Annotated in this window: 17 protein-coding genes; 15 read left to right on the top strand and 2 right to left on the bottom strand. The window is 71.4% G+C overall.

The genetic code is table 11. The features are described from left to right. Positions 1–115: 115 nt before the first annotated feature. Complete coding sequence (locus AC5WS8_RS10385) at positions 116–751, bottom strand: hypothetical protein (protein WP_496103028.1); 636 nt, start codon at positions 749–751, stop codon at positions 116–118. Between the two features lie 338 nt (positions 752–1,089). Here AC5WS8_RS10385 and AC5WS8_RS10380 point away from each other — a divergent pair, with 338 nt between their 5' ends. The 11 genes from AC5WS8_RS10380 (at position 1,090) to AC5WS8_RS10330 (ending at position 19,554) form a co-directional block, all read left to right on the top strand. After that, positions 1,090–3,249 (top strand): RecQ family ATP-dependent DNA helicase, encoded by a 2,160-nt coding sequence (locus AC5WS8_RS10380; protein ID WP_496103027.1) that lies wholly within the window; start codon positions 1,090–1,092, stop codon positions 3,247–3,249. A gap of 300 nt (positions 3,250–3,549) precedes the next feature. Beyond that, entirely contained in the window at positions 3,550–4,491 is a 942-nt protein-coding gene (locus tag AC5WS8_RS10375) for an ABC transporter ATP-binding protein (RefSeq protein ID WP_496103026.1), read from the top strand. Next, on the top strand, positions 4,488–5,846 hold the full coding sequence (locus AC5WS8_RS10370) for an ABC transporter permease (protein ID WP_496103025.1): 1,359 nt from the start codon (positions 4,488–4,490) through the stop codon (positions 5,844–5,846). Before AC5WS8_RS10375 ends, AC5WS8_RS10370 begins: the two co-directional genes overlap by 4 nt. Before the next feature lie 4 nt (positions 5,847–5,850). Beyond that, on the top strand, positions 5,851–8,607 hold the full coding sequence (locus tag AC5WS8_RS10365; RefSeq protein WP_496103024.1) for an alkaline phosphatase family protein: 2,757 nt from the start codon (positions 5,851–5,853) through the stop codon (positions 8,605–8,607). Between the two features lie 205 nt (positions 8,608–8,812). Next, entirely contained in the window at positions 8,813–10,351 is a 1,539-nt protein-coding gene (locus AC5WS8_RS10360; protein ID WP_496103023.1) for a DUF4192 domain-containing protein, read from the top strand. A 198-nt stretch (positions 10,352–10,549) separates the two neighbouring features. After that, complete coding sequence (locus tag AC5WS8_RS10355) at positions 10,550–12,691, top strand: glycogen debranching N-terminal domain-containing protein (protein ID WP_496103022.1); 2,142 nt, start codon at positions 10,550–10,552, stop codon at positions 12,689–12,691. Positions 12,692–12,822: 131 nt separating this feature from the next. After that, positions 12,823–13,581: an NUDIX hydrolase gene (locus AC5WS8_RS10350; protein WP_263232473.1), complete on the top strand. Its 759-nt coding sequence runs from the start codon at positions 12,823–12,825 to the stop codon at positions 13,579–13,581. 121 nt (positions 13,582–13,702) lie between these two features. Then, entirely contained in the window at positions 13,703–15,442 is a 1,740-nt protein-coding gene (locus tag AC5WS8_RS10345) for an ABC transporter ATP-binding protein (protein WP_496103021.1), read from the top strand. A gap of 162 nt (positions 15,443–15,604) precedes the next feature. Then, a complete protein-coding gene (locus tag AC5WS8_RS10340) occupies positions 15,605–16,492 on the top strand; it encodes a FadR/GntR family transcriptional regulator (protein ID WP_496103020.1) in 888 nt (295 codons plus the stop codon). Between the two features lie 584 nt (positions 16,493–17,076). Continuing rightward, positions 17,077–18,615 (top strand): RNA polymerase sigma factor, encoded by a 1,539-nt coding sequence (locus tag AC5WS8_RS10335; RefSeq protein WP_496103019.1) that lies wholly within the window; start codon positions 17,077–17,079, stop codon positions 18,613–18,615. 120 nt (positions 18,616–18,735) lie between these two features. After that, positions 18,736–19,554 carry a serine protease gene (locus tag AC5WS8_RS10330; RefSeq protein WP_496103018.1) on the top strand — a complete coding sequence of 273 codons (819 nt, stop codon included), beginning with the start codon at positions 18,736–18,738 and terminating at the stop codon, positions 19,552–19,554. Between the two features lie 214 nt (positions 19,555–19,768). Here AC5WS8_RS10330 and AC5WS8_RS10325 read toward each other — a convergent pair whose 3' ends face one another. Then, positions 19,769–19,999, bottom strand: coding sequence for a DUF7455 domain-containing protein (locus AC5WS8_RS10325; RefSeq protein ID WP_496103017.1), 231 nt, complete (start codon positions 19,997–19,999; stop codon positions 19,769–19,771). Positions 20,000–20,440: 441 nt separating this feature from the next. On the opposite strand from AC5WS8_RS10325, the gene AC5WS8_RS10320 reads away from it, so the two are divergent. The 4 genes from AC5WS8_RS10320 to AC5WS8_RS10305 are packed head-to-tail and all read left to right on the top strand — an operon-like array spanning position 20,441 to position 25,217. Further along, entirely contained in the window at positions 20,441–22,564 is a 2,124-nt protein-coding gene (locus AC5WS8_RS10320; RefSeq protein ID WP_496103016.1) for a DNA gyrase/topoisomerase IV subunit B, read from the top strand. 46 nt (positions 22,565–22,610) lie between these two features. Then, on the top strand, positions 22,611–23,081 hold the full coding sequence (locus tag AC5WS8_RS10315; RefSeq protein WP_496103015.1) for a hypothetical protein: 471 nt from the start codon (positions 22,611–22,613) through the stop codon (positions 23,079–23,081). Further along, entirely contained in the window at positions 23,065–23,628 is a 564-nt protein-coding gene (locus tag AC5WS8_RS10310) for a DUF485 domain-containing protein (RefSeq protein WP_496103014.1), read from the top strand. The genes AC5WS8_RS10315 and AC5WS8_RS10310 overlap by 17 nt, the downstream gene beginning before the upstream one ends. Next, the gene (locus AC5WS8_RS10305; protein WP_496103013.1) at positions 23,625–25,217 is read left to right on the top strand and encodes a monocarboxylic acid transporter; all 1,593 of its coding nucleotides are present in this window, start codon (positions 23,625–23,627) and stop codon (positions 25,215–25,217) included. The genes AC5WS8_RS10310 and AC5WS8_RS10305 overlap by 4 nt, the downstream gene beginning before the upstream one ends. Positions 25,218–25,240 lie beyond the last annotated feature (23 nt).

Here is a 25,240-nt window from a genome sequence, read left to right as displayed (position 1 = left end):
CCTTCGCGGACCGGGGGCACGGGCGATGACCGATGCCTCGAGTCGGGGGCCTCACGGGCTGGTGCGGGGGCTTTGTCGTACGCCGGCGGCGTGCTTCGGACGGCTGCCGTGTCGCTCAGCGGGCGGCGGCCCGGCGCAGCAGGTACGAGGGAACGCCCCCGGTGCGTGGCTGCTGCAGCGGTATCCCTGCCGGATCGAACTCCTCGGGCGCCGACTCCGCATTGGGGCGGCGGCCGCCGCGGTCCTCACCGAGGACCTGCCAGCCACCGAGCGTCAGCGTGATGTACGCACCACAGCGCAGCCCGTGCAACGTACACGCGTCACGCAGGCCCCACATCCACGCCCCGTCCTCCTCCGTCCACCGGGTGTCGCCCTCGCGGCAGTAGAGCAGCACCGCCGTCCGCACCGGCGTCCGGCGCCTCAGGTCGTGCGGGATCACCCGGCGCAGCTGGGCCAGCAGCGCGTTACGGAACACCCATCCGTCCGCGGGAGTGGGACGCCGGGTGAACGATGCGCTGGCGCACAGCCGTTCGTCCGGGTCCAGGACGGCCACCACGGCCGTGGAGGGCCGTGGCCGGTGCCGGGCGTGCAGCCCGCTGACGACTTCGCGGGGGTTGCGCAGCAGGGGAATCCCGGCGGCCGCCCACTCCGCCGGCTCGAGCAACCGGGCCACCGGTTGGGCGGAAGCGGCGGACGGGTCGGCGGAATCTGCCAGGGATGCCGCCGAGGACGGAGTGAATCCGAAGGTCACGATCCTCCCTTCGGCTGACGCGCCCACACTGCGGGCGAGGTGGGACTGGGGCGCGCACACCGCAGCAGAGCCCTGCCGGATCACGGACGAGCCGTGCGGGGAGCGGACCTCAATTCTTCCCGTCGAACTTGGTTGCGGCAACGAGCAATTGGTGCCGCTGGCCGGTTTCTGGTGATGTGTGGCCTATATCCCCTCCACTTCTCTGTCCGGTGTGTTCCCGGCGAGTGGGCGGGTCACGCCTGCACGGCGAGGGCGGTCCCCGGCCGTGCCCTTCCGCGAGCCGCTCGTCACGCTGGGTGAGGTGGCCGATTGTCAGTGCCATCGGGTTGCATGGGGACATGGACGAACTCGAGCTCCGCACAGAAGCCGACGCCATCCTCGCCGAGCTCGTCGGTGACCCGGGGGGCTCGGCGAGGCTTCGGGAGGACCAGTGGCAGGCGGTGTCGGCCCTGGTGAAGGAGCGTCGGCGTGCCCTGGTGGTGCAGCGCACCGGCTGGGGCAAGTCGGCGGTGTACTTCGTCGCCACCGCTCTGCTGCGCCGGCGCGGCTCGGGCCCGACGGTGATCGTCTCACCGTTGCTGGCACTGATGCGCAACCAGGTCGAGTCGGCGGCGCGCGCCGGAATCCGGGCGCGCACCATCAACTCGGCCAACCTGGAGGAATGGGACTCCATCCACGAGGAGATCTCGCGTGGCGAGACCGACGTACTCCTCGTGAGCCCCGAGCGCCTCAATTCCGTGGACTTCCGTGATCAGGTGCTGCCCAGGCTCGCGGCCACGACCGGTCTGCTGGTGGTCGACGAGGCGCACTGCATCTCCGACTGGGGGCATGATTTCCGGCCGGACTACCGCCGGCTGCGGGCCATGCTCGCCGAGCTCGCCCCCGGCGTGCCGGTGCTGGCCACCACCGCGACCGCCAACGCGCGGGTCACGGCGGACGTGGCCGAGCAGCTCGGTACCGGCGCCGGTGAGGCTCTGGTGCTGCGCGGCCCGCTCGACAGGGAGAGCCTGAGGCTGGGCGTGCTCCAGCTGCCGGATGCCGCACACCGCCTGGCCTGGCTGGCCGAGCATCTCGACGAGCTGCCGGGCTCCGGGATCATCTACACGCTGACGGTGGCCGCGGCCGAGGAGGCGACCGCCTTCCTGCGGCAGCGCGGCTTCCGGGTGGCCTCCTACACCGGGCGCACGGAGAACGCCGACCGACTGCAGGCCGAGGCCGACCTGCTGGAGAACCGGGTCAAGGCGCTGGTGGCGACCTCGGCGCTGGGCATGGGCTTCGACAAGCCGGACCTGGGCTTCGTGGTGCACCTCGGCTCGCCGTCCTCGCCGATCGCCTACTACCAGCAGGTGGGGCGTGCGGGGCGCGGTGTGACCCATGCCGATGTGCTGCTGCTGCCGGGCAAGGAGGACGAGGCCATCTGGCGCTACTTCGCGGACACCGCCTTCCCGCCCGAGGAGCAGGTCCGGCAGACCCTCTCGGCCCTTGCCGGTGCGGGACGACCGCTGTCCGTGCCGGCGCTGGAGGCGGCGGTGGATCTTCGGCGCAGCCGGCTGGAGACGATGCTGAAGGTGCTGGATGTGGAGGGGGCGGTCAAGCGGGTCAAGGGCGGCTGGGTGTCCACCGGCCGGCAGTGGGTCCACGACACCGAACGGTACGCCTGGGTGGCTCGGCAGCGGGCTGCCGAGCAGCAGGCCATGCGTGACTATGCGAGCACGTCCCAGTGCCGGATGGAGTTCCTGCGCCGGCAGCTCGACGACGAGCGGGCGGCCCCCTGCGGGCGGTGCGACAACTGCGCGGGGGCCTGGGCCGATTCCGCTGTCTCGGCGGAGACGTTGAGCGGGGCGGCGAAGGAGCTGGACCGCCCGGGGGCGGAGATCGAACCTCGCCGCATGTGGCCGACGGGCATGCCCGCGCTGGGCATCGACCTCAAGGGGCGTATCCCGGCCGACGAGCAGTGCTCCACCGGGCGTGCCCTGGGGCGGCTTTCCGACATCGGCTGGGGCAACCGGCTGCGCCCGCTGCTGGCGGAGAACGCGCCCGACGGTCCGGTCCCCGACGATGTCCTGCGGGCCGCGGTGGCCGTCCTCGCCGACTGGGCGCGCTCCCCGGGCGGCTGGGCGACGAACGCCCCGGGCGCGTCTTCCCGGCCGGTGGGAGTCGTCGCCGTACCGTCCCTGACCCGCCCGCAACTGGTGGGCTCCCTCGCCGAGGGCATCGCGGCCGTCGGTCGCCTTCCCTTTCTCGGCACCCTGACGTACGCCGGTCCGAGTGGCGCGCACGCGGCGCGCCGCAGCAACTCCGCCCAACGCCTCAGGGCCCTGTCCGGCGCACTGGCCGTCCCCGAGGAACTCGCCGGTGCCCTGGCCGGCTCTCCCGGCCCCGTCCTGCTCGTGGACGACTACACCGACTCCGGCTGGACCCTCGCGGTAGCTGCCCGCCTCCTGCGCCGGGCAGGCAGCGAACAGGTCCTTCCGCTGGTCCTTGCCGCGACAGGCTGAGCCTCGCCCATCGAGGTCCTTCTCTCATCGGTCTGCTCGCCCGGGTGATGCGCGCCCGAGTCGAGTTCCTCGGCTGATTGTTCACGTGCGCGACTGACGGACGTCCACGGCAGTGGGCTTCGAGCCCCTCCGCTGTTGACGTCCGCATGGTGGCGTCGCCCAAGTCCGGCTCGATGCCGGTTACTCGTGCGCACGACTTGCCGACGCCTTGACGATCCGTTCTGCGTACGTTCAACCGGTCGTCTGCGTCCGGGGTGTGTGGCCTCCTTAGGGTCCCTGCGGATTACGAAGAAGGGACTCATGGACACACTCCTCGCAGTCCGGGCTCGCGGGATCACCAAGTGCTTCGGCGACGTCATCGCCCTCGACGGCATCGATCTGGATGTGACGCCAGGTCAGATCCATGGTCTGGTCGGGCCGAACGGCGCCGGCAAGACGACACTGCTCGGTCTCCTGCTGGGCCTCGCCGTTGCCGACAGCGGCCGTCTCGAGATCCTGGGTACGCCGGCCGGGCGGGCGCTCGCCGCTCCCGACGGTGTCTCGGGCTTCGTGGACGGGCCAGGTCTCTACCCTTCCCTCACCGCCAGGCAGAACCTCTCCGCGCTGGCCGCTCTCCACGGCCGCGGCGCGCGGACGGCGGCGATCGACGACGTGCTCGACCAGGTCGGGCTCACGGCTGTCGCCGACGACCGGACCCGCGGCTTCTCCCTCGGCATGCGTCAGCGGCTCGGACTCGCTGCCGCGCTGCTCAGCAGGCCCCGGCTGCTCGTGCTCGACGAACCCTCCAACGGCCTGGATCCGGCCGGCAAAAGACATGTGCACGGTGTCCTCACGCAGCTCGCGTCGGACGGCACCGGCGTCGTGCTCTCGAGCCATCGCATGGACGACCTCGAGGCACTGTGCTCGGAAGTCACCATCCTCGCCGCCGGACGGGTCGTCTTCTCCGGCCCGCCCGGCAAGCTGGCCGCCGAGAACCGTGAACTCGACTACCGGCTGCGGACCTCCGACCCGCAGGCCGCGCGCCGACTGGCCGCCGGCACGGCCGGGATCGGCGTGGTCGACGTCGCCGGGGCACGGCACGACGACGAGGTGCTCGTCGTGCGTGCGCTGGTGCCCGCACTCGACGAACTGGTGGTGGGGCTCGTTCAGGCGGGCATCGCGGTGCGGGAGCTCGCCCCCGTGGTGTCGCCCCTCGAAGCCGCCTTCCTCGCCCTCACCGAGCAGCAGGAGGCAGCCCGATGACCGCTACCGTCACCGACGACAAGGTCGTCGGTGCCCGTCGCGTCCCGGTTTCCCGCGGCTACCGCTTCGAACTGGTCAAGCTGGTCTCACAGTGGCGGATCCGACTGCTGGTCCTCGCCTGCTGGATCGCACCGGCGCTCTTCGTCGCCGGGGTGAGCCGGCAGAGCACACTCCCCGCCGACACCCTCTTCGGTCGCTGGATGCACGCGACGGGGTGGGCCGGACCGCTGGTGATGCTCGGTTTCGCGGGCACCTGGGCGCTCCCGCTGCTGACTTCGGTGGTGGCCGGTGACGTGTTCGCCTCCGAGGACCGCCTCGGCACCTGGCGCCACCTGCTCGTGGCGGTCCGGTCGCCCGGGCGGATCTTCGCGGCGAAGACACTGGCCAGCCTCACCGTCATCCTGCTGCTGGTGGCCGGGCTGGTCTGTTCCAGCACGGTCGGCGGGGTCGTGGCGGTCGGCAACCAGCCGCTGGTCGGCCTGGACGGCCACCTGCTGACCCCGGGGGACGCCGCCGGCAAGGTTCTGCTCGCCTGGGTCTGTGCCCTCGCCCCGGCTCTGGCCCTCGCCGCGATCGGACTGCTCGGGTCGGTCGCGTTGGGGCGGTCCCCGATGGGGTTGTTGCTGCCCCCGCTCGTCGCGCTCGCGATGCAGGTCGCCCAGATGCTGCCGCTGCCCGTCGCCGTGCGCCTCGCCCTGCCCGGGTACGCCTTCATCTCCTGGAACGGCCTGTTCACCAGCCCGGCACAGGCCGGCCCGCTCCTGGTCGGCGTCGTGGTCAGCCTGGTGTGGGCCGTGCTCGCGACAGCGCTGGCGTATCTTCTCTTCCTCCGCCGCGACTTCACCAATCCGGCCCACGACGGTTCCGGGCGTCGCGCGATCACCGTCGGGCTCCTGCCGCTGGTCGCACTGACCGCCCTCACCGTCGCGGTGGTCGCCGTGGCGACCCCGTCGATGGGCTCCGGCATCGAGCAGGACAAGGTCCAGCGGTCACTCGCCACGGCATTCGCCCACCTCTACCGCATGCAGACCCGGCAGCTCCACCGCCCCGCCGTCACCGAGGCCCAGCTACGGGTCACGGCGGCGTGCGACAAGGGCGACGGCCAGGTCGCCCCTCAGGGGGCGGGCAATGACTGGCGTTGCGCCGTCACCTGGCATCTCCCCGGCGTCGAGGCCGCGGGGACGGCCATCTACCAACTCGACGTCGGCTCAGACGGGCGGTTCGTGGCCGACGGCGACGGACCGAAGGAAGTGAACGGCTACTTCCTGGTCCGCACCCCCACCGGGGACGCCCCGAACCCCCTATGGCAGTTCGACGGCAACGTCGACCTGCTCGACACCTCCTCGAAGGGATAGTTGCATGCAGGTAACACGGCAGCGCCGAATCAACGAGAAGGAGCAGATCAGCCTTTTCGGCAGACGCGTCGGCCGCCGGACCTTGCTGGTGACGGCGGGCATCGCCGTCGCCCTCGGGGTCACGGGCACCGCTGTCGCCCAGACGTACCGGTTCGGCACCCAGCAGGTCGGACAGGCCACCGCGGACGGCCAGGTCGTCTCCGCGGACCAGTACATCGCCCCGTACGGCAACCGCACCGTCATCAACGACGGCAAGATCATGTCGTCCACGGTCAGCCCGGACGGCAGCCACCTCGCGGCCTCGATCGCCGACGGAGACGCGTCGCTGGTCGTCATGGACCTCAGGACCGGGCAGGTGAAGCAGCGCGTCGGCACCAACGCGGCGGACGACCTGCGCATCAAGAGTGGCTCCGTGGGCCAGGAGGGCCCGACGTACTCGCCCGACGGCTCGCAGCTGTGGCTGGGCCAGGGCGACGGCTACACCAAGTTCACCGTGAACCCGGACGGCACCCTCTCCAACCCGACGACCATCTCCATCCCGGCCGACGGATCCCGGCGCGCACTGGTGGGTGCGGCGGTGTTCGCGGCTGACGGCTCCACCGTGTACTCCGCGGTCAACGGCCAGAACCGGGTGGTCGCCATCGACGCGGCGACCGGCGCCATCAAGCAGAGCTGGGCCGTGGGCAACGCCCCCCGCGGCATCGCCATGGTCGGCGACAAGCTCTACGTCAGCAACGAGGGCGGGCGTCCGGCCAAGGCCGGCGACACCACGATGAACTCCTACGGCACCCAGGTGCCGGCCAACCCGGTGAGCGGCGCCGCCACCACCGGCACGGTCAGCGTCATCGACCTGGCGAAGCCGTCCGGCGCCGTCGCGAGCATCGACGTCGGTCTGCACCCCACCGCGGTGTACGCCAAGAAGGGCGCGGTGTTCGTCACGAACACCGCCGACAACAACGTGTCGGTCATCAACACCGCGAACGACAAGGTCGTGCAGACCATCGCCACCCAGCCGTGGCCGGAGGCGTCGGTGGGCTACGAGCCCGACGCGGTGACCCTCACCGACGACGGCCACCTGCTGGTGACACTCGGCCGCGCCAACGCGGTCGCCGTCTACCGGTACACCTCCCCGCAGCAGCCGGCCGGTTACGTCGGCCTGCTCCCGACGGACTACTTCCCCGCGGAGATCGCCGCCGTGGGCAAGAAGGTGGTCGTCTCCAACACCCGTGGTATCGACGCGCGCCGCCCCACCAACAGCGCCGGCCACGGCACTCACGACACCACGTCCAGCCTGACGCAGTTCAAGCTGCCGGACGACCGCGTCATCCGGTCCGAGACGGCCAAGGTCTTCAAACAGAACGGCTGGACCCGCGGCTCGGTGAAGACGGCCAAGGGCAAGAGCCACGCGAAGCCGGTGCCGGTCCCGGTACGGCTGGGCGACCCCTCGACGATCAAGCACGTCTTCCTGCTCGTCAAGGAGAACCGCACCTATGACCAGGTCTTCGGTGACATACCGAAGGGCAACGGCGATCCGTCGCTCACGCAGTTCGGCCAGAACGTGACGCCGAACCAGCACGCCCTGGCTCAGCAGTTCGGGTTGTACGACAACTTCTACGACATCGGCACGAACTCCGCCGAGGGTCACAACTGGCTGATGCAGTCCGACAACCCGGAGTACACCGAGTCCTCCGCCGGAGAGTACACGCGCAGCTACGACACCGAGGACGACGTTCTCGGCCACCAGAAGTCCGGCTTCATCTGGACCGGTGCGCAGGCGGCCGGGAAGTCCGTCAAGGACTTCGGCGAGTTCCAGTCGTCCGAGAGCAAGCCGTCCGGCGCGACCTGGCAGAACCTGTACTGCGACGCCAAGAACATGGAGGCGACCGGGCAGAAGACCGCCTACCCCATTCAGACGGGCTCGGCGATCCCGTCGCTCAACAAGGTGTCGGTGCCCGGCTTCCCACTGTTCGACCTCAGCGTCCCGGACATCTACAAGGAACAGATCTGGAAGCAGGACTTCGCTAAGAACGGTCCGGCGAACCTGAACATGTTCTGGTTCTCCAACGACCACACCGGTGGTCCGCCGAGCCCGGCCGCCGAGGTGGCGGACAACGACCTCGCGGTCGGCAAGATGGTCGACGAGATCTCGCACAGCAAGTACTGGAAGGACTCGGCGATCTTCGTCGTCGAGGACGACTCCCAGGCCGGCCTCGACCACGTCGACGGCCACCGTGCCCCGGTCCAGATCATCAGCCCCTGGGCCAAGCACGGCACCGTCGACAACCACTACTACTCGCAGATCACCATGATCCGCACCATCGAGCAGATCCTCGGGATCCACCCGATGAACCAGAAGGACAGCGCGGCCACCCCGATGTTCGGTGCCTTCACCCGGAAGGCGAACAACACACCGTTCAAGGCGGTGCCCAACCGCACGTCCCTGACCCTCGGTCTGAGCACCCAGCCCTCCTGCGGTCCGGACACCCCGGCACCGCAGGACGCCAAGGCGGCGCCCGCGCCGACGTCCACCATGGTGCCGGCGGCCGAGCAGAAGGTCGCTGCGCGGTGGAAGGCCTGGGAGTCGCACCAGCGGCTGACGGGACCGAACGCCGTGCCGGACTATGCGAACCCCGCGCAGATGAACCACCTCACGTGGTACGAAACGCACAACTGGACCACGCCCTACCCCGGCGAGAACAAGATCTACGCGCCGAACGACGTGCCGGGCGCCTACATCCCGTCGTCGGAGTCCGACGGCTGACACAGCGGTTCGGATCGAGGGGCCCCTGGCCGGCGTCACCGCCTGCCCGGGGCCTTTTCCGTTGTCGGTCATGGTGTCAAGACAACCCGATCAGCCGGACATCCCGCGACCGACCCCGCCTGCCTGTGGACAACTCCTGGCGTGCCCATGGTCATGGTTGTCCACAGGGCAAGCGGAACTCCAAGATCCGCGAGATGGTCGCCGCATGACGAACCACGACGAAGCGGCCGGCCCCTCCGGCATCGGAGACATGCACGGATCCGCACACCACAGCGGCGAGCCCACCGCGCACCGCGGACACGGCCGCCCGGCGGGAGGTCCCGGCGAGACCCAGGTCACGCTGCGCACTCCGGCCGAGCTGGCCGACGCCTTGCCGTACCTGCTCGGGTACCGCCCGGAGGACAGCATCGTGCTGGTGGCACTGCACGACCGGGACGGGTGGGGCAGGTTCGGCGGGCGAGCACGGCTCGGCATCCCCACCCAGTCCGGCGACTGGCCGTCCGCGGCGCGGCAGTTGGCGCACGGCTTGGTGACCGGCAGCGAACGCAGAGGAGCCCGGCCGGAGAGCATGGTCGCCTACCTCGTCCAGGAACCATCGAGCGGTGAGACGGGACGCGACGTGATGGAGCGCCTTCGGCCACTGGCCCAGTCGCTGCGCACGACCTGCGGCAGTCTCGACGCCCCCGTGGTGGAAGCCCTGTGCCTCTCCGGCGGCCGTTTCTGGTCCTACGTGTGCCCAGGTCCCGGCTGCTGTCCTCCCGAGGGGCAGCCGATGGGCCTGCCCGGCACCTCCGTGCTGGCCGCCGCCGCGGCCTACGCGGGCCTCCAGGTGCGCGGCACGCTCAAGGAGTTCCGGGCCAGGCTCAGCCCCCGGCAGACTGCGGCCGCTCTCGATCAGGAAGTGGCGCTGGACGCCGCGAGCATGGCGCTGGTCCGGAGAATGCTGGACGACGGCACCCGTGACGAGGCCGCCGCCGAGACGCTCGCACTCGCCGAGCGGGTCATGGCCCGACTTGCCGAGGCCCCGCCGGTGGCCGGAGCCCCGGCGGCGGACCGGCGCGACGACGAACTGCTCGGCCACGACGAGGCCGCGGCCCTGATCGTCGGCCTCCAGGACCGCATGACCCGGGACCGTGCGGCGGAGTGGATGGAGGGTGCGGAGGCCGCCGTGGCGCTGCGGCTGTGGCGTGCCCTGGCCCGCCGCTGCGTCGGCTCGTACGGGGAGCACGCCGCGGCGCCGCTGACGCTCGCCGGATGGGTCGCCTGGTCGACCGGTGACGAGCTCGAGGCCCGGGAAGCCCTCGCGATGGCCCTGGGCGCGGACCCGGACTACCTCTTCGCCCGCCTGCTGCACCAGGCCTGCAACGAGGGCCTCAGCCCGGAGACCGTCCGCCGTTGCCTGCGTGCGGAACGGGCGGGCCGCGAAGAGAAGCACCAGAGGCCCGTCGCCGAGCCCGACGACGGGGCCGGGCTCCCGGGCGGGGCCGCGCCCCCCGCCGCGGACGGGGCACCCGTCCCGCAGCAGCTCGCCCACGCCCCTGGCGCTCCGCGGCGCAGGCGTCCGGTCCGTCCGGCGAGCGGAAGCAGGGCCACCCGTGGCCCCGTCAAGGCGCCCGGCGTCCGTCACCGGCGCCCCGCCGACAACCCTCCCGGTGGCGAAGGGGCGCGGGGAACGACGGAGGAGACCGGCCGGTCCGGTGCCCGCCGTCGTTCCGGCCGCTGTACGGAGGAGGGCGGCACATGAGCACGTCCTGCCGCGCGGCGTACCGCCGTTCGGTCGGCTTCCCCGCCCGCGGGCGTGACCCCGGGCAGGCACGGCCCGTTCACCTGAGTGGCGGAACCCGTGCTCGGGTCGCGCCGCCGCATCGCTCACGACCCTTTCCGGAGCCGCTCCCCGGCTCCGAGCACACCCCGGCGTACCGAGCGCAGAGAAAGCCGCCCCATGCCCCTGCCCGCACCGTTCTTCGCTCCCGACGGCAACCGGCGTCCCCGCCACGGCTCCTCGGCGTCGTCCGGCCCGTCCACGGGCGCCCCGCCGGCCGCGTCCAGGCTGCCGGGGACCCCACCGGCTCCTGCCCCGCACGCCGACCGGCTCCAGGCCTGCCCGCCGCCCCCGCCCGCTCCGCCGCGCCGTGCCTCCGACCTGCCGCCCGCCCACACCTCGCTGATCTGCGTCGCCCTGCCAGGTCTTGTGATCTCCACGGAGCAGGGACAGCTGACGGGACAGGGCCTGCAGGGGTTCTACCGCGCGGGGCGGCGCGTGCTCTCCCGCTGCCAGGTGCGGGTGGCCGGGCGCGAGCCGCTCCCCGTGCAGGCCCGCATGCTCGCGGCCGACCGGGCCCGATTCGTGGGGACGGTGCACGCGTCCCCCGACGCGGGACCGGATCCCGACGTCGTCGTGGAGCGTGTCCGGTATGCCGACGGCAGAGAGCGGATCACCCTGCACAGCGCGGCCCCGCGCCCGCTGCGGCTGCCGGTGGAGGTGGCTCTCGGCACGGACCTCGCGGAGCTGGGAGAGATCGCCTCGGGCGGCACCGGGCCCGAACTCCCGGCCACCGTCCATGACTCCGGGCTGCGCTGGTCCGGTCGGAAGGGCGACTGCGCGGTCACGGTCGCACCGCCCCCCACGGACGCCCTCGCCTCGGCGGGACTCCTGCGCTGGGAGCTGGAACTGCCCCCCGGCGGTACGCGGAGCGTGGAGCTACGGGTGCGGTCGGACGGTGCGGGCCCGGCCAGAGCGGTGGGACGTGGCGCGACGAGCCCGCTCGCGCAGGCCCGGGCCACGGGGGACGACCCCCGCATCCGGCCGCTGCTGCACACCTGTGTAGAGGACCTCCGGGCCTTGCTGCTCCGGGACCCGGCGCACCCTTCCGACGCGCAGCTGGCGGCCGGAGCACCGTGGCGCTGCGGCCCGGCGCCCGCGGAGTCGCTGGCGGCGGCCCGGATGACGCTGCCGCTCGGCACCCGGCTGGCCGCGGGCACGCTGCGGATCCTCGCCCGTACCCAACTCGGCGGCCCGGGCCTCCGCTCGGGCATGATCCCGGGGCCCCGCCGGGACGCGGGCGCGCATCTGCCACCGGGCTGCACGGGCACCGAGGCCACCCTGCTGTTCCCCGTGCTCCTCGCGGAGGCCTGGCGCTGGGGGCTTCCCGAGCGGGAGACGGAGGAGCTGCTGCCGGCGGCCGAGCACTGTCTGCGGTGGCTGCGTACCACCGTCGGCGACGGCCTCTACCTCCCCGATCCGCAGCCGGCCGGGCCGCTGCGCTGCGAGACTCAGGCGCATGCCCACCGCGCCGCTGTGGTCGGCGCGGACCTGCTCGACGCCTGCGGACGATCCGGAGGGGCTGAGCTGCGCGAATGGGCCGAGGAGCTGCGCGACGCGTTCTGCGAGGACTTCTGGATCGAGGACCGCTCGGGTGGCAGACCGGCGGCCGCCCGGACCAGGGACGGCCGTCTCGTGCCGCACCTCGTGGCGAGCGTCGCCCATCTCCTCGACACCGGACTGCTCGGCTGCGGCACCCTGGCGCCCGGCCTGCTGGACAAGGTACGCACCGAGCAGCTCGCGCGGTTGCTCGGCGGCCCCGCCATGGACTCGGGCTGGGGACTGCGCGGCCTGGCTGCCAGGGAGGCGGCGTACAACCCCTTCGGACACCGCGCGGGAGCGGTGCGCGTCCAGGAGACGGCGGTCGCCGTCGCGGGGCTGGCCGCCGCCGGTTACGAGAAGGAGGCGGGCGGACTGCTGGGCGGGATGCTGGTGGCGGCGGAGGCGTTCGGATACCGGCTGCCCGAGATGTTCGCCGGCGAGCCCCGGACGGAAGGAGGCGCACCGCTGCCGCATCCGGCGGCCTGCCGGCCCGCCGCCACGGCGGCCGCCGCCGGGGTGCTCCTGCTCACCGCGCTCGCCGGAATCCGGCCCGACGCGCCCGCCGGGACGGTGACCCTCTGTCCCGTCCGCAGCGCCCCGCTCGGCGAGATCGTCCTGACCGGACTGAGGCTCGCCGGCGCCCCCTTCTCCGTGCGCGTGGGCCGGCTCGGCCTCGCCATGGTGGAGGAGGCCGCCGAAGGACTGCAGCTGGGTGTGTGACCTCCGATGACGTGGCGCGGCAGAACGGAGGGCGGCCGTCGATGAGACCTGTGCCGGACACAGGCGGACCGGCTGACGAAGCGGGCTCGGAAGGGAGTGTTTATCGTCAGGCAGACGACTATGATCGCGGCATGCCCTACGACCCGTCAGCCTTTCCGCCCTTCGCCGTCACCGTGGACCTGGTCGTGCTGACCGTGCGTCGTCACGCCCTGTGTGCGCTGGCGGTACGCAGGGGCGAGCCGCCCTTCCAGGGCCGGTGGGCGCTGCCGGGCGGCTTCGTCCGGGCGGACGAGGACCTGGCGCAGGCCGCCGCGCGCGAGCTGGCCGAGGAGACGGGACTGCGGGCCCACGACCCCTCCGCACCGGCCCAGGACAACGGCGCGCACCTGGAACAGCTGGCCACGTACGGCGACCCCAAGCGCGACCCGCGGATGAGGGTGGTGAGTGTGGCCCATCTCGCGCTCGCCCCCGACCTGCCCGCGCCCCGGGCCGGCGGCGACGCCAGCAACGTGCGCTGGGCGCCCGTCGAGGAACTGCTGCAGCAGGGCGGGTACGGCCGCGCCGGCGAGCCGGTGGCTCCGCTCGCCTTCGATCACGCCCAGATCCTCGCGGACGGTGTCGAACGTGCCCGATCCAAGATCGAGTACTCCTCGCTGGCCACTGCTTTCTGCCCTCCCGAGTTCACCGTCGGTGAGCTGCGCAGGGTCTACGAGGCCGTGTGGGGCGTGGCGCTCGACCCACGCAACTTCCACCGCAAGGTGACCGGTACCCCCGGCTTCCTGGTCCCCACGGGCGGTACGACGACCCGGCAGGGGGGCCGCCCCGCACAGCTCTTCCGCGCGGGCGGCGCCACGCTGCTCAACCCGCCGATGCTGCGTCCTGAGGTCTGACCGCCGACTGCCGGCAATCGCTCCGGATGTACGTCCGATCATCTTATTTCTCATTAAAATGAGAGCCGATCCGCCCGCAAGGTTCCCGACAAAACTGGCATACCGCGCTATCTTGCTTCGAGTGATCCAGGCGATCGGATTGACCAGCACCCCCCGCAAGGACCTTCCGCCCGCCGTCGACGACGTGTCCTTCGAGGCCCACGCAGGCCACGTCACCGCGCTTCTGGGAGCCCCGGGTGCGGGCAAGACGACGGCGCTCAGGCTCATGCTCGAACTTCAGCCGGGCCGCGGCATCACCTACTTCCGGGGGCGTCCACTGCACCGCATCGCCCACCCCGCCCGTGAGGTGGGCGTTCTGCTCGGCGATATGCCGGGCCACCCCGCGCGCACGGTCCGCGGACAGCTGCGCATGCTGAGCGCCGCCGCGGGCGTGCCGGCCCGTCGCGCCGACGAGGTCCTCGACGCGGTGGGACTCGCCGGGCTGCGCGACCAGCGCCTCGGCGGCCTCTCGCGCGGCATGGACCGCCGCCTCGGTCTCGCCTGCTCTCTGCTCGCCGACCCGCACACGCTCGTGCTCGACGACCCCGCGGGCGGGCTTTCCGCCCGTGAGGGGCGCTGGCTGCACGGCGTTCTGCGCGCGCACGCCGCCCAGGGCGGCACCGTTCTGTTCACCACGGCCGACCCCAAGGAGGCGGCGCGCGCCGCCGATCACGTCGTCACCCTCGACCAGGGCCGCCTCCTCGCCGACCAGCCCGCCGCCGACTTCGCCCGCACCCGGCTGCGCCCCCGCGTGGCCGTTCGCAGTCCGCACGCCGCCCGCCTCGGCGCGCTGCTCGCCAAGGAGGCCAGAGCCGCTCAGCGTTCCGTGGAGATCGTCCAGGAGGACGGCAACCGGCTGTCGGTGTACGGCAGTACGTGCGCCGACATCGGGGAGGCGGCCTTCCGGCACGGCATCCTCGTCCACCAACTGGCCGACGAGGTCGCCGACATGGGGCCGACCGGTGCCCGGACCGCCCCGCCCCCGTCGGCCGGGACACCGCGGCAGGGCGACCTGCCGCCGCCGCTGCCGCCGCCCGTCAGTGTCCGGTCCACCCCGAGTCCCCTGCGTCCGCTGCGCTACGAGCTGCGCCGTGCCGCAGGGATCGGCACCGGCTACGCCACCGCCGCCGCCGTCCTTGTCGGCTCGGTCCTCCTCTGCGTCCTCCTGGCCCGCACCGGGCACACTCCGCAGCCCCGTCTGCTGGCCGCCTGGCCGCACCAGCTCCCCCTGCCGCCCGCGGGGCTCGGCGCCGGACTGCTGGGCGCTCTCGCCTTCGGCGACGAGTTCCGCCACCCCTCCCTGGCGGCGGACCGCGGCACCGTCCCCCGCCGCCTGGGACTGCTCACCGCGAAACTCCTCGTCGCCGGAGCCACAGCACTGGCACTGGCCGCCCTCACCGCCGTCTGCGACCTCTTGGCGCTCCACTTCGTCTACGGGCGGGAAGTCGCCCGTGCTCCCACCGACTGGCTTCCGCTTGCGGCGAGTTGGTGCGGGCTGGTCGCAGGATGCGCCTGGGCCGGTGTGCTGGCCGCCGGTCTCTTCCGGTCCACGTCGGCGGGGCTCGCCGCCGTCCTCGCGGTGCCGGTCGTCGTCGTACCCCTGGTCGAGAAGGCGCTGACGGGGCCGTCCGTGCGGGCGGCGACGGGCTTCGCCGAGCGGATGCACACCCTGGCGCTGCTGCGGTGGCCTTTCGGCGGGGAGCGGTATCTGGCCGCGGCGGCGCACCTGATCGCTCAACCCGTGGGTGGAGCACTGACCTTGTCCCTGTCCGCACTGCTGTGCGCGTACCTGATCACAAGCCTGCGTAGCAGGGCCCGGTGACAACAGTGCACGCCGATCCGGTCCCCGCGTGTCACAACTCCCCTGAAAAGCGCCCATTTCTTTCCGATAAGGCGTCAATTGCGACGCCGTGAGCGATCACCCTTTCGTGTGCTTTTCACCAAAGACCTCAAGGGAGTTGGACAGGGCGCCGACAAAGGATCCGTGAGTACCCTTGCGCACACCATGATGACCGCCGCCCGCTCAGCAGACTCCGGCCTGGCCGGACCGGGCGAACTCGACCGCTACCCCTACGCCGAGGCGCCCGCCGCCGACCGCGTCGGTGCTCCCTCGTGGGAGGGCGGGGACCAGGAGCTCGGCCGCGTCGGCCGGCGCGCCACGGGCAGCCGCGGACGCGGACTGCACGGCCAACTGGTCCAGCAGCTGGGCCAGATGATCGTCTCGGGCGATCTGGGGGCCGACCGCCCGCTGGTGCCGGAGGAGATCGGCCAGCGTTTCGAGGTCTCCCGGACCGTCGTCCGTGAATCGCTGCGCGTCCTGGAGGCCAAGGGCCTGGTCAGCGCCCGTCCGAACGTCGGCACACGCGTACGCCCGGTCAGCGACTGGAACCTCCTGGACCCGGACATCATCGAGTGGCGCGCCTTCGGGCCGCAGCGCGACGACCAGCGCCGCGAGCTGAGCGAGCTGCGCTGGACCATCGAGCCGCTCGCCGCGCGCCTCGCCGCCGGGCACGGGCGTGAGGAGGTGCAGCAGAGGCTCGGCGACATGGTCGAGATCATGGGTCACGCCATGGGGCAGGGTGACTCCCTGACCTTCTCGCGCGCCGACGCGGAGTTCCACTCGCTGCTCATCCAGGTCGCCGGCAACCGCATGCTGGAGCACCTCTCGGGGATCGTCTCGGCCGCGCTCCAGGTCTCCGGCGGCCCGGTCACCGGGTGCGACCGCCCGAACGACGCGGCCCTGTCGCAGCACGCCCGTATCGTCGACGCGCTCGCCGCGGGCGACGGCGCGGCCGCCGAGGGTGCCATGCGGCAACTGCTCACCGTCCACCCCGAGGTGGAGCGCGTGGTGCCCGCGCCCCGCGAGCACTGAGACCGCACGCCGCCTGCGATGCGACCAGGGGTGGGTACCGTGTCGGGCGACCCCGGCCCACGCGGCCGGTGGCCGCGGAGCGCCGCACGCCCGCCGTCGGACTCCGTCGGATCCTCCCGGGACCCGGCGGAGCCCGACGGAGACCGGCGACCCCGCCCCGAGACGAGGTGTCGCAGCCGTCGGCGGACCCGGTGCCGACCGCGGGTCCTCCGAGCCGGCGAGGGACTGCCGGTGTCGGATACGGATTCCCTGTGTCGGATCCGGCTTCCTGGATACGCGAGGGTGTGAAACCGTCGGCGACGAAGCGTCGGCAGCGGCGTCCGCGACCACCTCTGCCCGCATCTGGACGTTTTTGAGCGGTTACGGGATGTGATCCGGGCCACGCAGATTGGGCGTAACGCTCTTCGGGGCTGCGCGATGACCTAAGAGGTGATAGCCGAGGAGGGAATACGGACGCCGCTCGCGGCGCTGTGCATCTTCCCGGCCCCCGCCCGCGCCGTCGGCCCATCCCCAAGCCGGCGGTCGGCTCCTGTCCGTCGTGGATGGGGCCGGAAGCCGTTTTCCAACGTTCCGAGAGGTTGTTCGTGTCGGCCAGCACATCCCGTACGCTCCCGCCGGAGATCGCCGAGTCCGTCTCTGTCATGGCTCTCATTGAGCGGGGAAAGGCTGAGGGGCAGATCGCCGGCGACGATGTGCGTCGGGCCTTCGAAGCTGACCAGATTCCGGCCACTCAGTGGAAGAACGTACTGCGCAGCCTCAACCAGATCCTCGAGGAAGAGGGTGTGACGCTGATGGTCAGTGCCGCAGAGCCCAAGCGCACCCGCAAGAGCGTCGCAGCGAAGAGTCCGGCCAAGCGCACCGCCACCAAGTCCGTCCCGGCGAAGGCGGTGACCGCCAAGAAGGCCGCCGCCCCCGCCGCTCCGGCAGTTCCGGTCGCCGACGACCCGGCTGAGGACGCGCCCGTCAAGAAGACCGCGGCCAAGAAGGCTGCGGCAGCGAAGAAGACGGTCGCGAAGAAGGCCGTCGCCAAGAAGACGGCGGCCAAGAAGACGACCGCCGCCAAGAAGGACGACGTCGAGCTGCTCGACGAGGAGGTTCTCGAGGACGCCCCCGTCAAGGCCGGCGAGGAGCCCGAGGGCACGGAGAACGCCGGATTCGTGCTCTCCGACGAGGACGAGGACGACGCGCCCGCGCAGCAGGTCGCCGCCGCCGGTGCCACCGCGGACCCGGTCAAGGACTACCTGAAGCAGATCGGCAAGGTGCCCCTGCTCAACGCCGAGCAGGAGGTCGAGCTCGCCAAGCGCATCGAGGCGGGCCTCTTCGCCGAGGACAAGCTGGCCAACGCCGACAAGCTCGCCCCCAAGCTCAAGCGCGAGCTGGAGATCATCGCCGAGGACGGCCGACGCGCCAAGAACCACCTCCTGGAGGCCAACCTCCGTCTGGTGGTCTCCCTGGCCAAGCGCTACACCGGTCGCGGCATGCTCTTCCTGGACCTGATCCAGGAGGGCAACCTCGGTCTGATCCGTGCGGTCGAGAAGTTCGACTACACCAAGGGCTACAAGTTCTCCACGTACGCCACCTGGTGGATCCGTCAGGCGATCACCCGTGCCATGGCCGACCAGGCCCGCACCATCCGTATCCCGGTGCACATGGTCGAGGTCATCAACAAGCTCGCGCGTGTGCAGCGCCAGATGCTCCAGGACCTGGGCCGCGAGCCCACCCCGGAGGAGCTGGCCAAGGAGCTGGACATGACCCCGGAGAAGGTCATCGAGGTTCAGAAGTACGGCCGGGAGCCCATCTCGCTGCACACTCCGCTGGGCGAGGACGGCGACAGCGAGTTCGGCGACCTCATCGAGGACTCCGAGGCCGTCGTCCCGGCCGACGCGGTCAGCTTCACGCTGCTGCAGGAGCAGCTGCACTCCGTGCTCGACACCCTGTCCGAGCGCGAGGCGGGCGTCGTCTCCATGCGTTTCGGTCTCACCGACGGTCAGCCGAAGACCCTCGACGAGATCGGCAAGGTGTACGGCGTCACCCGTGAGCGCATCCGCCAGATCGAGTCCAAGACGATGTCGAAGCTGCGCCACCCGTCGCGCTCCCAGGTGCTGCGCGACTACCTCGACTAGGCCTCGGCCGTACGTCATCAGGGGCCGTCTTCTACGAGAGGCGGCCCCTTTGCATGTGCGGGATGCGGTGAGCTGGATCACTGTGGGTGTTCTACGACGATCCGACAGTGAGGAGAGCGCATGCGTCGCCCCTACGCCCGATGCCTGGCACTCGCAGCCGCGGCAGCCCTGACAGAGCTTGCGGCCCCCGCGCCGGCGACGGCCGACAGCGTTGTCATCGGAGGGGTTCCGGCCGATGTCTCACAGAGTCCGTGGACAGTCGCGCTGTCCAGCCGTGACCGGTTCGGAGGTACCCGGGCGGGGCAATTCTGCGGAGGCGTGGTGGTGGGCCGCTCCACGGTCCTGACCGCCGCGCACTGTCTGAGCCCGGCCGTCCTGGGAGGGCCGTCGGGGCGGCTGCGGGATCTGAAGGTGATCGCGGACCGCACGGACCTCACGTCCGGCCAGGGCAAGGAGATCCCCGTGACCTCCACATGGGTCAATCCGCAGTACAACAGTTACACGAACGCCGGGGACTTCGGCGTGCTCACCCTCGCCTCCCCGCTCCCCGAGAGCTCGGTCATCCCCATGGCACCGGCTGGTGACCCGGCCTATAGGCCGGGCACGCCCGCGACGGTGTACGGCTGGGGGGACATCACCGGGAATGCCGACTACACGACCCGCCTGCGGGCCGCGAACCTTCAGGTTCTGACGGACGCGACCTGTGAGCGGGCGTACCCCGGCGGTCTGGAGGGCAGGTACGACGCGTCCTCCATGCTGTGCGCCGGGGCGCCGGAAGGCGGCCATGACGCCTGCCAGGGGGACAGCGGCGGGCCGCTGGTAGCCAAGGGGCGCCTGATCGGCGTGGTGTCGTGGGGAAGCGGGTGCGGGCAGCCGGGTCGTCCCGGTGTCTACACGCGGGTGTCGCAGGCCGCGAAGGCGCTGGGGGGCGGTCACTGAGGGCGGCGCCTCCGGACGCCGTCCCGCCCCGTATGAAACCCGGTGCGAAAGGGCACACCTGCGGATCGGCGCCGGCACGGAGTGTGCGGTCGATGCGCGCCATGAGGACGCCGGCCCTGCGCGTCCTACGAGTACGGGCGGCCACTTCCCGGATGGGATGGCCGCCCGTTCACCGGCCTCGGTGCCGGTGCCGGCTCGTCGAGGACGCGAGGGGTCAGCGTTCCTCGTCGGACGCGTTCGTCGGAACGGAGGTGAGCCGTTCCGTCTCGTCCTGTATCTCAGCGGCGATCTTCTTGAGTTCCGGCTCGAACTTGCGGCCGTGGTGGGCGCAGAAGAGCAGTTCTCCGCCGCTCAGGAGGACGACGCGCAGATACGCCTGGGCGCCGCAACGGTCGCAGCGGTCAGCGGCCGTCAGCGGGCTCGCGGGGGTCAGAACAGTAGTCACGTCGCCTCTTCTCTAGCTCGACGAGCTGTCGTACCAGGGTCAACATCCAACCAGGCCGAAAACGTTCCCGCTCCCGGCTTCTCCTCGAAAAAAAATCTTTCCGAGCCGGCTGTCTGCTGCCGGTTGGCGGCGAATGTGCCGTATTACGTCTCTTGTGTCGTACGGGTTCGCGCTGTGTGTCGGTTGTCCGTCCTCCCGGCGGGGTGCCGGTTGTGCATGAGGACGTGCCCCGAGGCTAAATGGTTCATGCCTCCAAGGGAACGTGATATGCACTTCACCCCCACAGAAGGATCGAACGCTCGTACGACTGTGGACTAGTCTGAGTTGTTGACGAGGGTGGCGTTACAACGGCTCTACCAGGCCTCGGTACCCTCGGACCGGCGACCGAAGCCGACCCCCTGTCCCAGAGGGGCCCCTGAAATTCAGCGAGGAGCGAACCGCGTGACCGCCGAGACGTCCGTGCCGTCCACAGCGCTGCTGACCGGAGCAGACCGGGACGGTTCCAACTACACCGCGCGGCACCTGCTCGTCCTCGAGGGCCTCGAGGCCGTACGCAAGCGCCCCGGCATGTACATCGGCTCCACCGACAGCCGGGGCCTGATGCACTGCCTCTGGGAGATCATCGACAATTCCGTCGACGAGGCCCTGGGCGGCTACTGCGACCACATCGAGGTGATCCTGCACGACGACGCCTCGGTGGAGGTGCGGGACAACGGCCGGGGCATCCCGGTGGACGTCGAGCCCAAGACCCGCCTGTCCGGCGTCGAGGTCGTGATGACCAAGCTGCACGCGGGCGGCAAGTTCGGCGGCGGCTCCTACGCGGCGTCCGGCGGTCTGCACGGCGTGGGCGCGTCCGTGGTGAACGCGCTCTCCGCACGTCTCGACGTCGAGGTCGACCGCGCCGGCCACACGCACGCGATCAGCTTCCGGCGCGGCGTTCCCGGAGTCTTCGCGGGCGACGGCCCGGACGCCAGGTTCGAGGCCAAGAGCGGCCTGCACAGGACCAGGAAGATCCCCAAGACCCGCACCGGCACGCGCGTGCGCTACTGGGCCGACCGTCAGATCTTCCTGAAGGACGCCAAGCTCGCCCTGGACACGCTGCACCAGCGTGCCCGCCAGACCGCGTTCCTGGTGCCCGGCCTCACCATCGTCGTCCGCGACGAGTACGGGCTGGGCGAGGGCGGCAGCAAGGGCGAGGAGTCCTTCCGGTTCGACGGCGGTATCAGCGAGTTCTGCGAGTACCTGGCGAGCGACAAGCCGGTCTGCGACGTCCTCCGTTTCTCCGGGCAGGGCACCTTCAAGGAGACGGTCCCCGTCCTGGACGACCACGGCCAGATGACGCCCACCGAAGTCACCCGGGAGCTCGGCGTCGACGTCGCGCTGCGCTGGGGCACCGGTTACGACACCACGCTCAGGTCGTTCGTGAACATCATCGCCACCCCCAAGGGCGGCACCCACGTCGCCGGCTTCGAGCAGGCCGTCACCAGGACGATGAACGAGGTCCTGCGCGCCAAGAAGCTGCTGCGCGTCGCCGAGGACGACATCGTCAAGGACGACGCCCTCGAGGGACTCACCACGGTCGTCACGGTGCGCCTGGCCGAGCCGCAGTTCGAGGGGCAGACCAAGGAGGTCCTCGGTACGTCCGCGGCGCGCCGCATCGTGGCGAACGTGGTCTCCAAGGAGCTCAAGGCGTTCCTGACCTCCACGAAGCGCGATGCCGCCCAGCAGGCCAGGGTCGTGCTGGAGAAGGCCGTCGCCGCCGCTCGCACGCGTATCGCGGCCCGCCAGCACAAGGACGCCCAGCGCCGCAAGACGGCTCTGGAGTCCTCCTCGCTGCCCGCCAAGCTGGCCGACTGCCGCAGCGACGACGTCGACCGCAGCGAGCTGTTCATCGTCGAGGGCGACTCCGCGCTCGGCACGGCGAAGCTCGCGCGGAACTCCGAGTTCCAGGCGCTCCTGCCGATCCGCGGCAAGATCCTGAACGTCCAGAAGTCGTCCGTCACGGACATGCTGAAGAACGCCGAGTGCGGCGCGATCATCCAGGTCATAGGAGCGGGCTCCGGCCGGACCTTCGACCTCGACGCGGCCCGCTACGGCAAGATCATCATGATGACCGACGCCGACGTGGACGGTTCCCACATCCGGACGCTGCTCCTCACGCTCTTCCACCGCTACATGCGGCCCATGGTGGAGGCGGGGCGGGTGTTCGCCGCGGTGCCGCCGCTGCACCGCGTCGAACTGATCCAGCCGAAGAAGGGCCAGGACAAGTACGTCTACACGTACTCCGACCGCGAGCTGCGCGACAAGCTCCTCGAGTTCCAGAGCAAGGGCATCCGCCACAAGGACTCCATCCAGCGCTACAAGGGCCTCGGCGAGATGGACGCCGACCAGCTGGCCGAGACGACGATGGACCCGCGCCACCGCACCCTGCGCCGGATCAACCTCTCCGACCTGGAAGCCGCCGAACAGGTCTTCGACCTTCTCATGGGCAACGACGTGGCACCGCGCAAGGAGTTCATCTCCAGCTCGGCGGCGACGCTGGACAGGTCCCGCATCGACGCCTAGTGCTGTGGCGGGGCCCCGGATCCCGGCCGGCCGTCGCTGCCGGACCGTGCCTGCCCACCTGGTCTTCCTGGCCGTACGCGAGCCCGGCGCGGTCGCCCCCCCCGTCATCCCGCCGAGTCCGCCCCGCTCGTCGGGCCGGGCCGCTCATCGGGCCGGCAACCGGTGCCGGCCGGGCCTGGGCCACCGCATACGGACCGAGCCGGTCGGCACGGTCGGGAGCCGCGGCACCGAGGCGGGCGTCGCGGTGTGGATCGTCGGCACAGCCCTGCGCGTCGGTCTCCTCGGCATCGGCGCGCGTCAGGACGGCTCCGCCCTGTTCCCCGCCCTCGCCGCCACCCGGCTGGTGCGCGGCGGGATCCTGGTCCGGCGATCGTTCCGTGTCCACCGCCCAGCTGTGAGGCCCGGTGGGAGGTCCGGCGCCCGTCGCAGTCGGTCACCTGATGGGGTGAAGCGGGGGGAGAAGAAGGTCTGGGATCCACCCGCTCTGTCCATGCTTGGGCATGAGGTCAAACCATGATCGTTTCCGCGGAGGCGGAGACGGTCCCGAGAGTTCGGTCGAGAATGGCCACGGCTGTGATCCTGCCCTGGCGGGCGCGGGACCGGCCGGACAGGCGCAGTACGACGACCCCTGGTACGACGCGCTCGCATCCGGTTGGGGCGAAGTGGACGGCACGGGCGCCCCTGCCGTGGTCGTGCCGTCCGCGCGCCGGGACGATGAGGACGCCGACCGCGCCGCCGGCGTCTATGTCCAGGTGCAGCGGAGCGTGGCGTTCCGGGAGGTGCGCAGTCGGTACCGGAGGTTCGTGGTTCCGGGGCTCGTGGTCTTCTTCACCTGGTACGTGGGCTATGTGGTGACCGCCCAGGCGGCACCGGGGCTGATGGCGCGGCCGGTCGCGGGAGCCGTGAACGTGGCGATGCTGGCCGGGCTCGGACAGTTCCTGACGACGTTCCTGTTCACGTGGGCCTACGCCCGGCACGCACGGTTGCGCAGGGACCGCGCCGCGCTGGATCTGCGCTGGGACACCCAGGAGTTGACACGGCCGCTCAGGGGTGACGAGCGGTGACCGGTCACCATCAGACGCCGGCGCTGCTGCTGTTCGGCGTGTTCGTCGCGATCACCCTGGCGATCACCACGTGGGTGAGCCGTGACCGGCATGGGTCCGCGGAGGAGTTCTACGCGGGCGGGCGGCTGTTCTCACCGATGGAGAATGGTTTTGCCATCGCCGGCGACTACATGTCGGCGGCCTCCTTCCTGGGCGTGACAGGGCTCATCGCGCTCTTCGGGTACGACGGCATCCTTTATGTGGTGGGCTTCCTCGTCGCCTGGCTGGTGGTGCTGTTCTTCGTCGCCGAACTGGTGCGCAACTGCGGGCGGTTCACGCTCGCCGACGTCGTCGCGGCACGGATGAGCGAGCGACGGGTGCGGATCGCGGTGGGCACCTCCTCGGTGACGGTGTCCGTGCTGTACCTGGTGGCGCAGATGGTCGGCGCGGGCAGTCTCGTGGCGCTGCTCTTCGGGGGGACGACCACGGCGGCGCGCGCCTGGACGGTGGTCGTCGTCGGCGCGCTCATGGTGATCTACGTGGCGCTCGGCGGGATGCGGGCCACCACCTGGATCCAGATCGTCAAGGCGGTCCTGCTGCTCGGCGGGACGGTCGCGCTGACGGCTGCGCTGCTGATGCGTTTCCACGGGGACGTCGACGCGTTGCTGCGCACGGCGGCGGAGCGGAGCGGGCACGGGGAGGCCTTCCTCGCCCCCGGGCTGAGGTATGGCGGGGACTGGACCGCCCGGATCGACTTCATCAGCCTCGGCCTCGCACTGGTGCTGGGTACGGCCGGGCTGCCGCACATCCTGTCCCGCTTCTACACGGTGCCGACCGCGCGGGCGGCCCGCCGTTCGGTCGTCTGGTCGGTCGGGCTCATCGGCGGTTTCTACCTGATGACGATCGTGCTGGGCTTCGGGGCCGCCGCCGTCGTCGGGCCCGGCGCCGTGCGCGCGTCGAACGCGTCCGGGAACACGGCGGTACCGCTGCTGGCGCAGCGACTGGGCGGCGGTGCGGACACCACCGGGGGGACGGTGCTGTTCGCCATGGTCGCCGCGATCGCCTTCGCCACGATCCTCGCCGTCGTCGCCGGGATCACCCTCGCCGCCTCGGCCTCCGTCGCCCACGACCTGTACGCCTCACTGCGGCGCCGTGGCGGCAAGGCGCGCAGCGAGGTGGCGGTCGCGCGGGCCGCCGCCGTCGGTGTCGGCGTGGTCGCGATCGTTCTCGGCCTGCTGGTCCGCGACCTCAACGTGGCCTTCCTTGTGGGGCTCGCCTTCGCGGTCTCGGCGTCGGCGAATCTGCCGGTGCTGATGTACACGCTCTTCTGGCGCGGCTTCACCCCTCGCGGCGCCGTCTGGGCGGTCTACGGCGGCCTCGTGCCCGCACTGGCGCTCGTGCTGCTGTCCCCGGTCGTCTCGGGCAGCCCGGGATCGCTGTTCCCTGACGTCGACTTCCAGTACTTCCCGCTGCAGAACCCGGGCCTCGTCTCCATCCCGCTCGGCTTCCTCGCGGGCTGGCTCGGCACGGTCACCTCACCCGAAGCGCCGGACGAGACGCAGTACGCGGAGACCGAGGTGCGGTCACTGACCGGAGCGGGAGCGGTCTGACCGACGGGCGCCCCGCCCGCGTA

The organism is Streptomyces sp. PTL18, assembly GCF_059510295.1.
The sequence above is the reverse complement of the archived record's forward strand: the minus strand, read 5'-3'. Positions and strand labels throughout refer to the sequence as shown.

What these genes read in the sequence shown, in the direction of transcription:
- AC5WS8_RS10380 (WP_496103027.1), top strand. Translation starts at nt 1,090, where the DNA reads ATGGACGAACTCGAGCTCCGCACAGAAGCCGACGCCATCCTCGCCGAG.
- AC5WS8_RS10375 (WP_496103026.1), top strand. Translation starts at nt 3,550, where the DNA reads ATGGACACACTCCTCGCAGTCCGGGCTCGCGGGATCACCAAGTGCTTC.
- AC5WS8_RS10370 (WP_496103025.1), top strand. Translation starts at nt 4,488, where the DNA reads ATGACCGCTACCGTCACCGACGACAAGGTCGTCGGTGCCCGTCGCGTC.
- AC5WS8_RS10365 (WP_496103024.1), top strand. Translation starts at nt 5,851, where the DNA reads ATGCAGGTAACACGGCAGCGCCGAATCAACGAGAAGGAGCAGATCAGC.
- AC5WS8_RS10360 (WP_496103023.1), top strand. Translation starts at nt 8,813, where the DNA reads ATGACGAACCACGACGAAGCGGCCGGCCCCTCCGGCATCGGAGACATG.
- AC5WS8_RS10355 (WP_496103022.1), top strand. Translation starts at nt 10,550, where the DNA reads ATGCCCCTGCCCGCACCGTTCTTCGCTCCCGACGGCAACCGGCGTCCC.
- AC5WS8_RS10350 (WP_263232473.1), top strand. Translation starts at nt 12,823, where the DNA reads ATGCCCTACGACCCGTCAGCCTTTCCGCCCTTCGCCGTCACCGTGGAC.
- AC5WS8_RS10330 (WP_496103018.1), top strand. Translation starts at nt 18,736, where the DNA reads ATGCGTCGCCCCTACGCCCGATGCCTGGCACTCGCAGCCGCGGCAGCC.
- AC5WS8_RS10310 (WP_496103014.1), top strand. Translation starts at nt 23,065, where the DNA reads ATGAGGTCAAACCATGATCGTTTCCGCGGAGGCGGAGACGGTCCCGAG.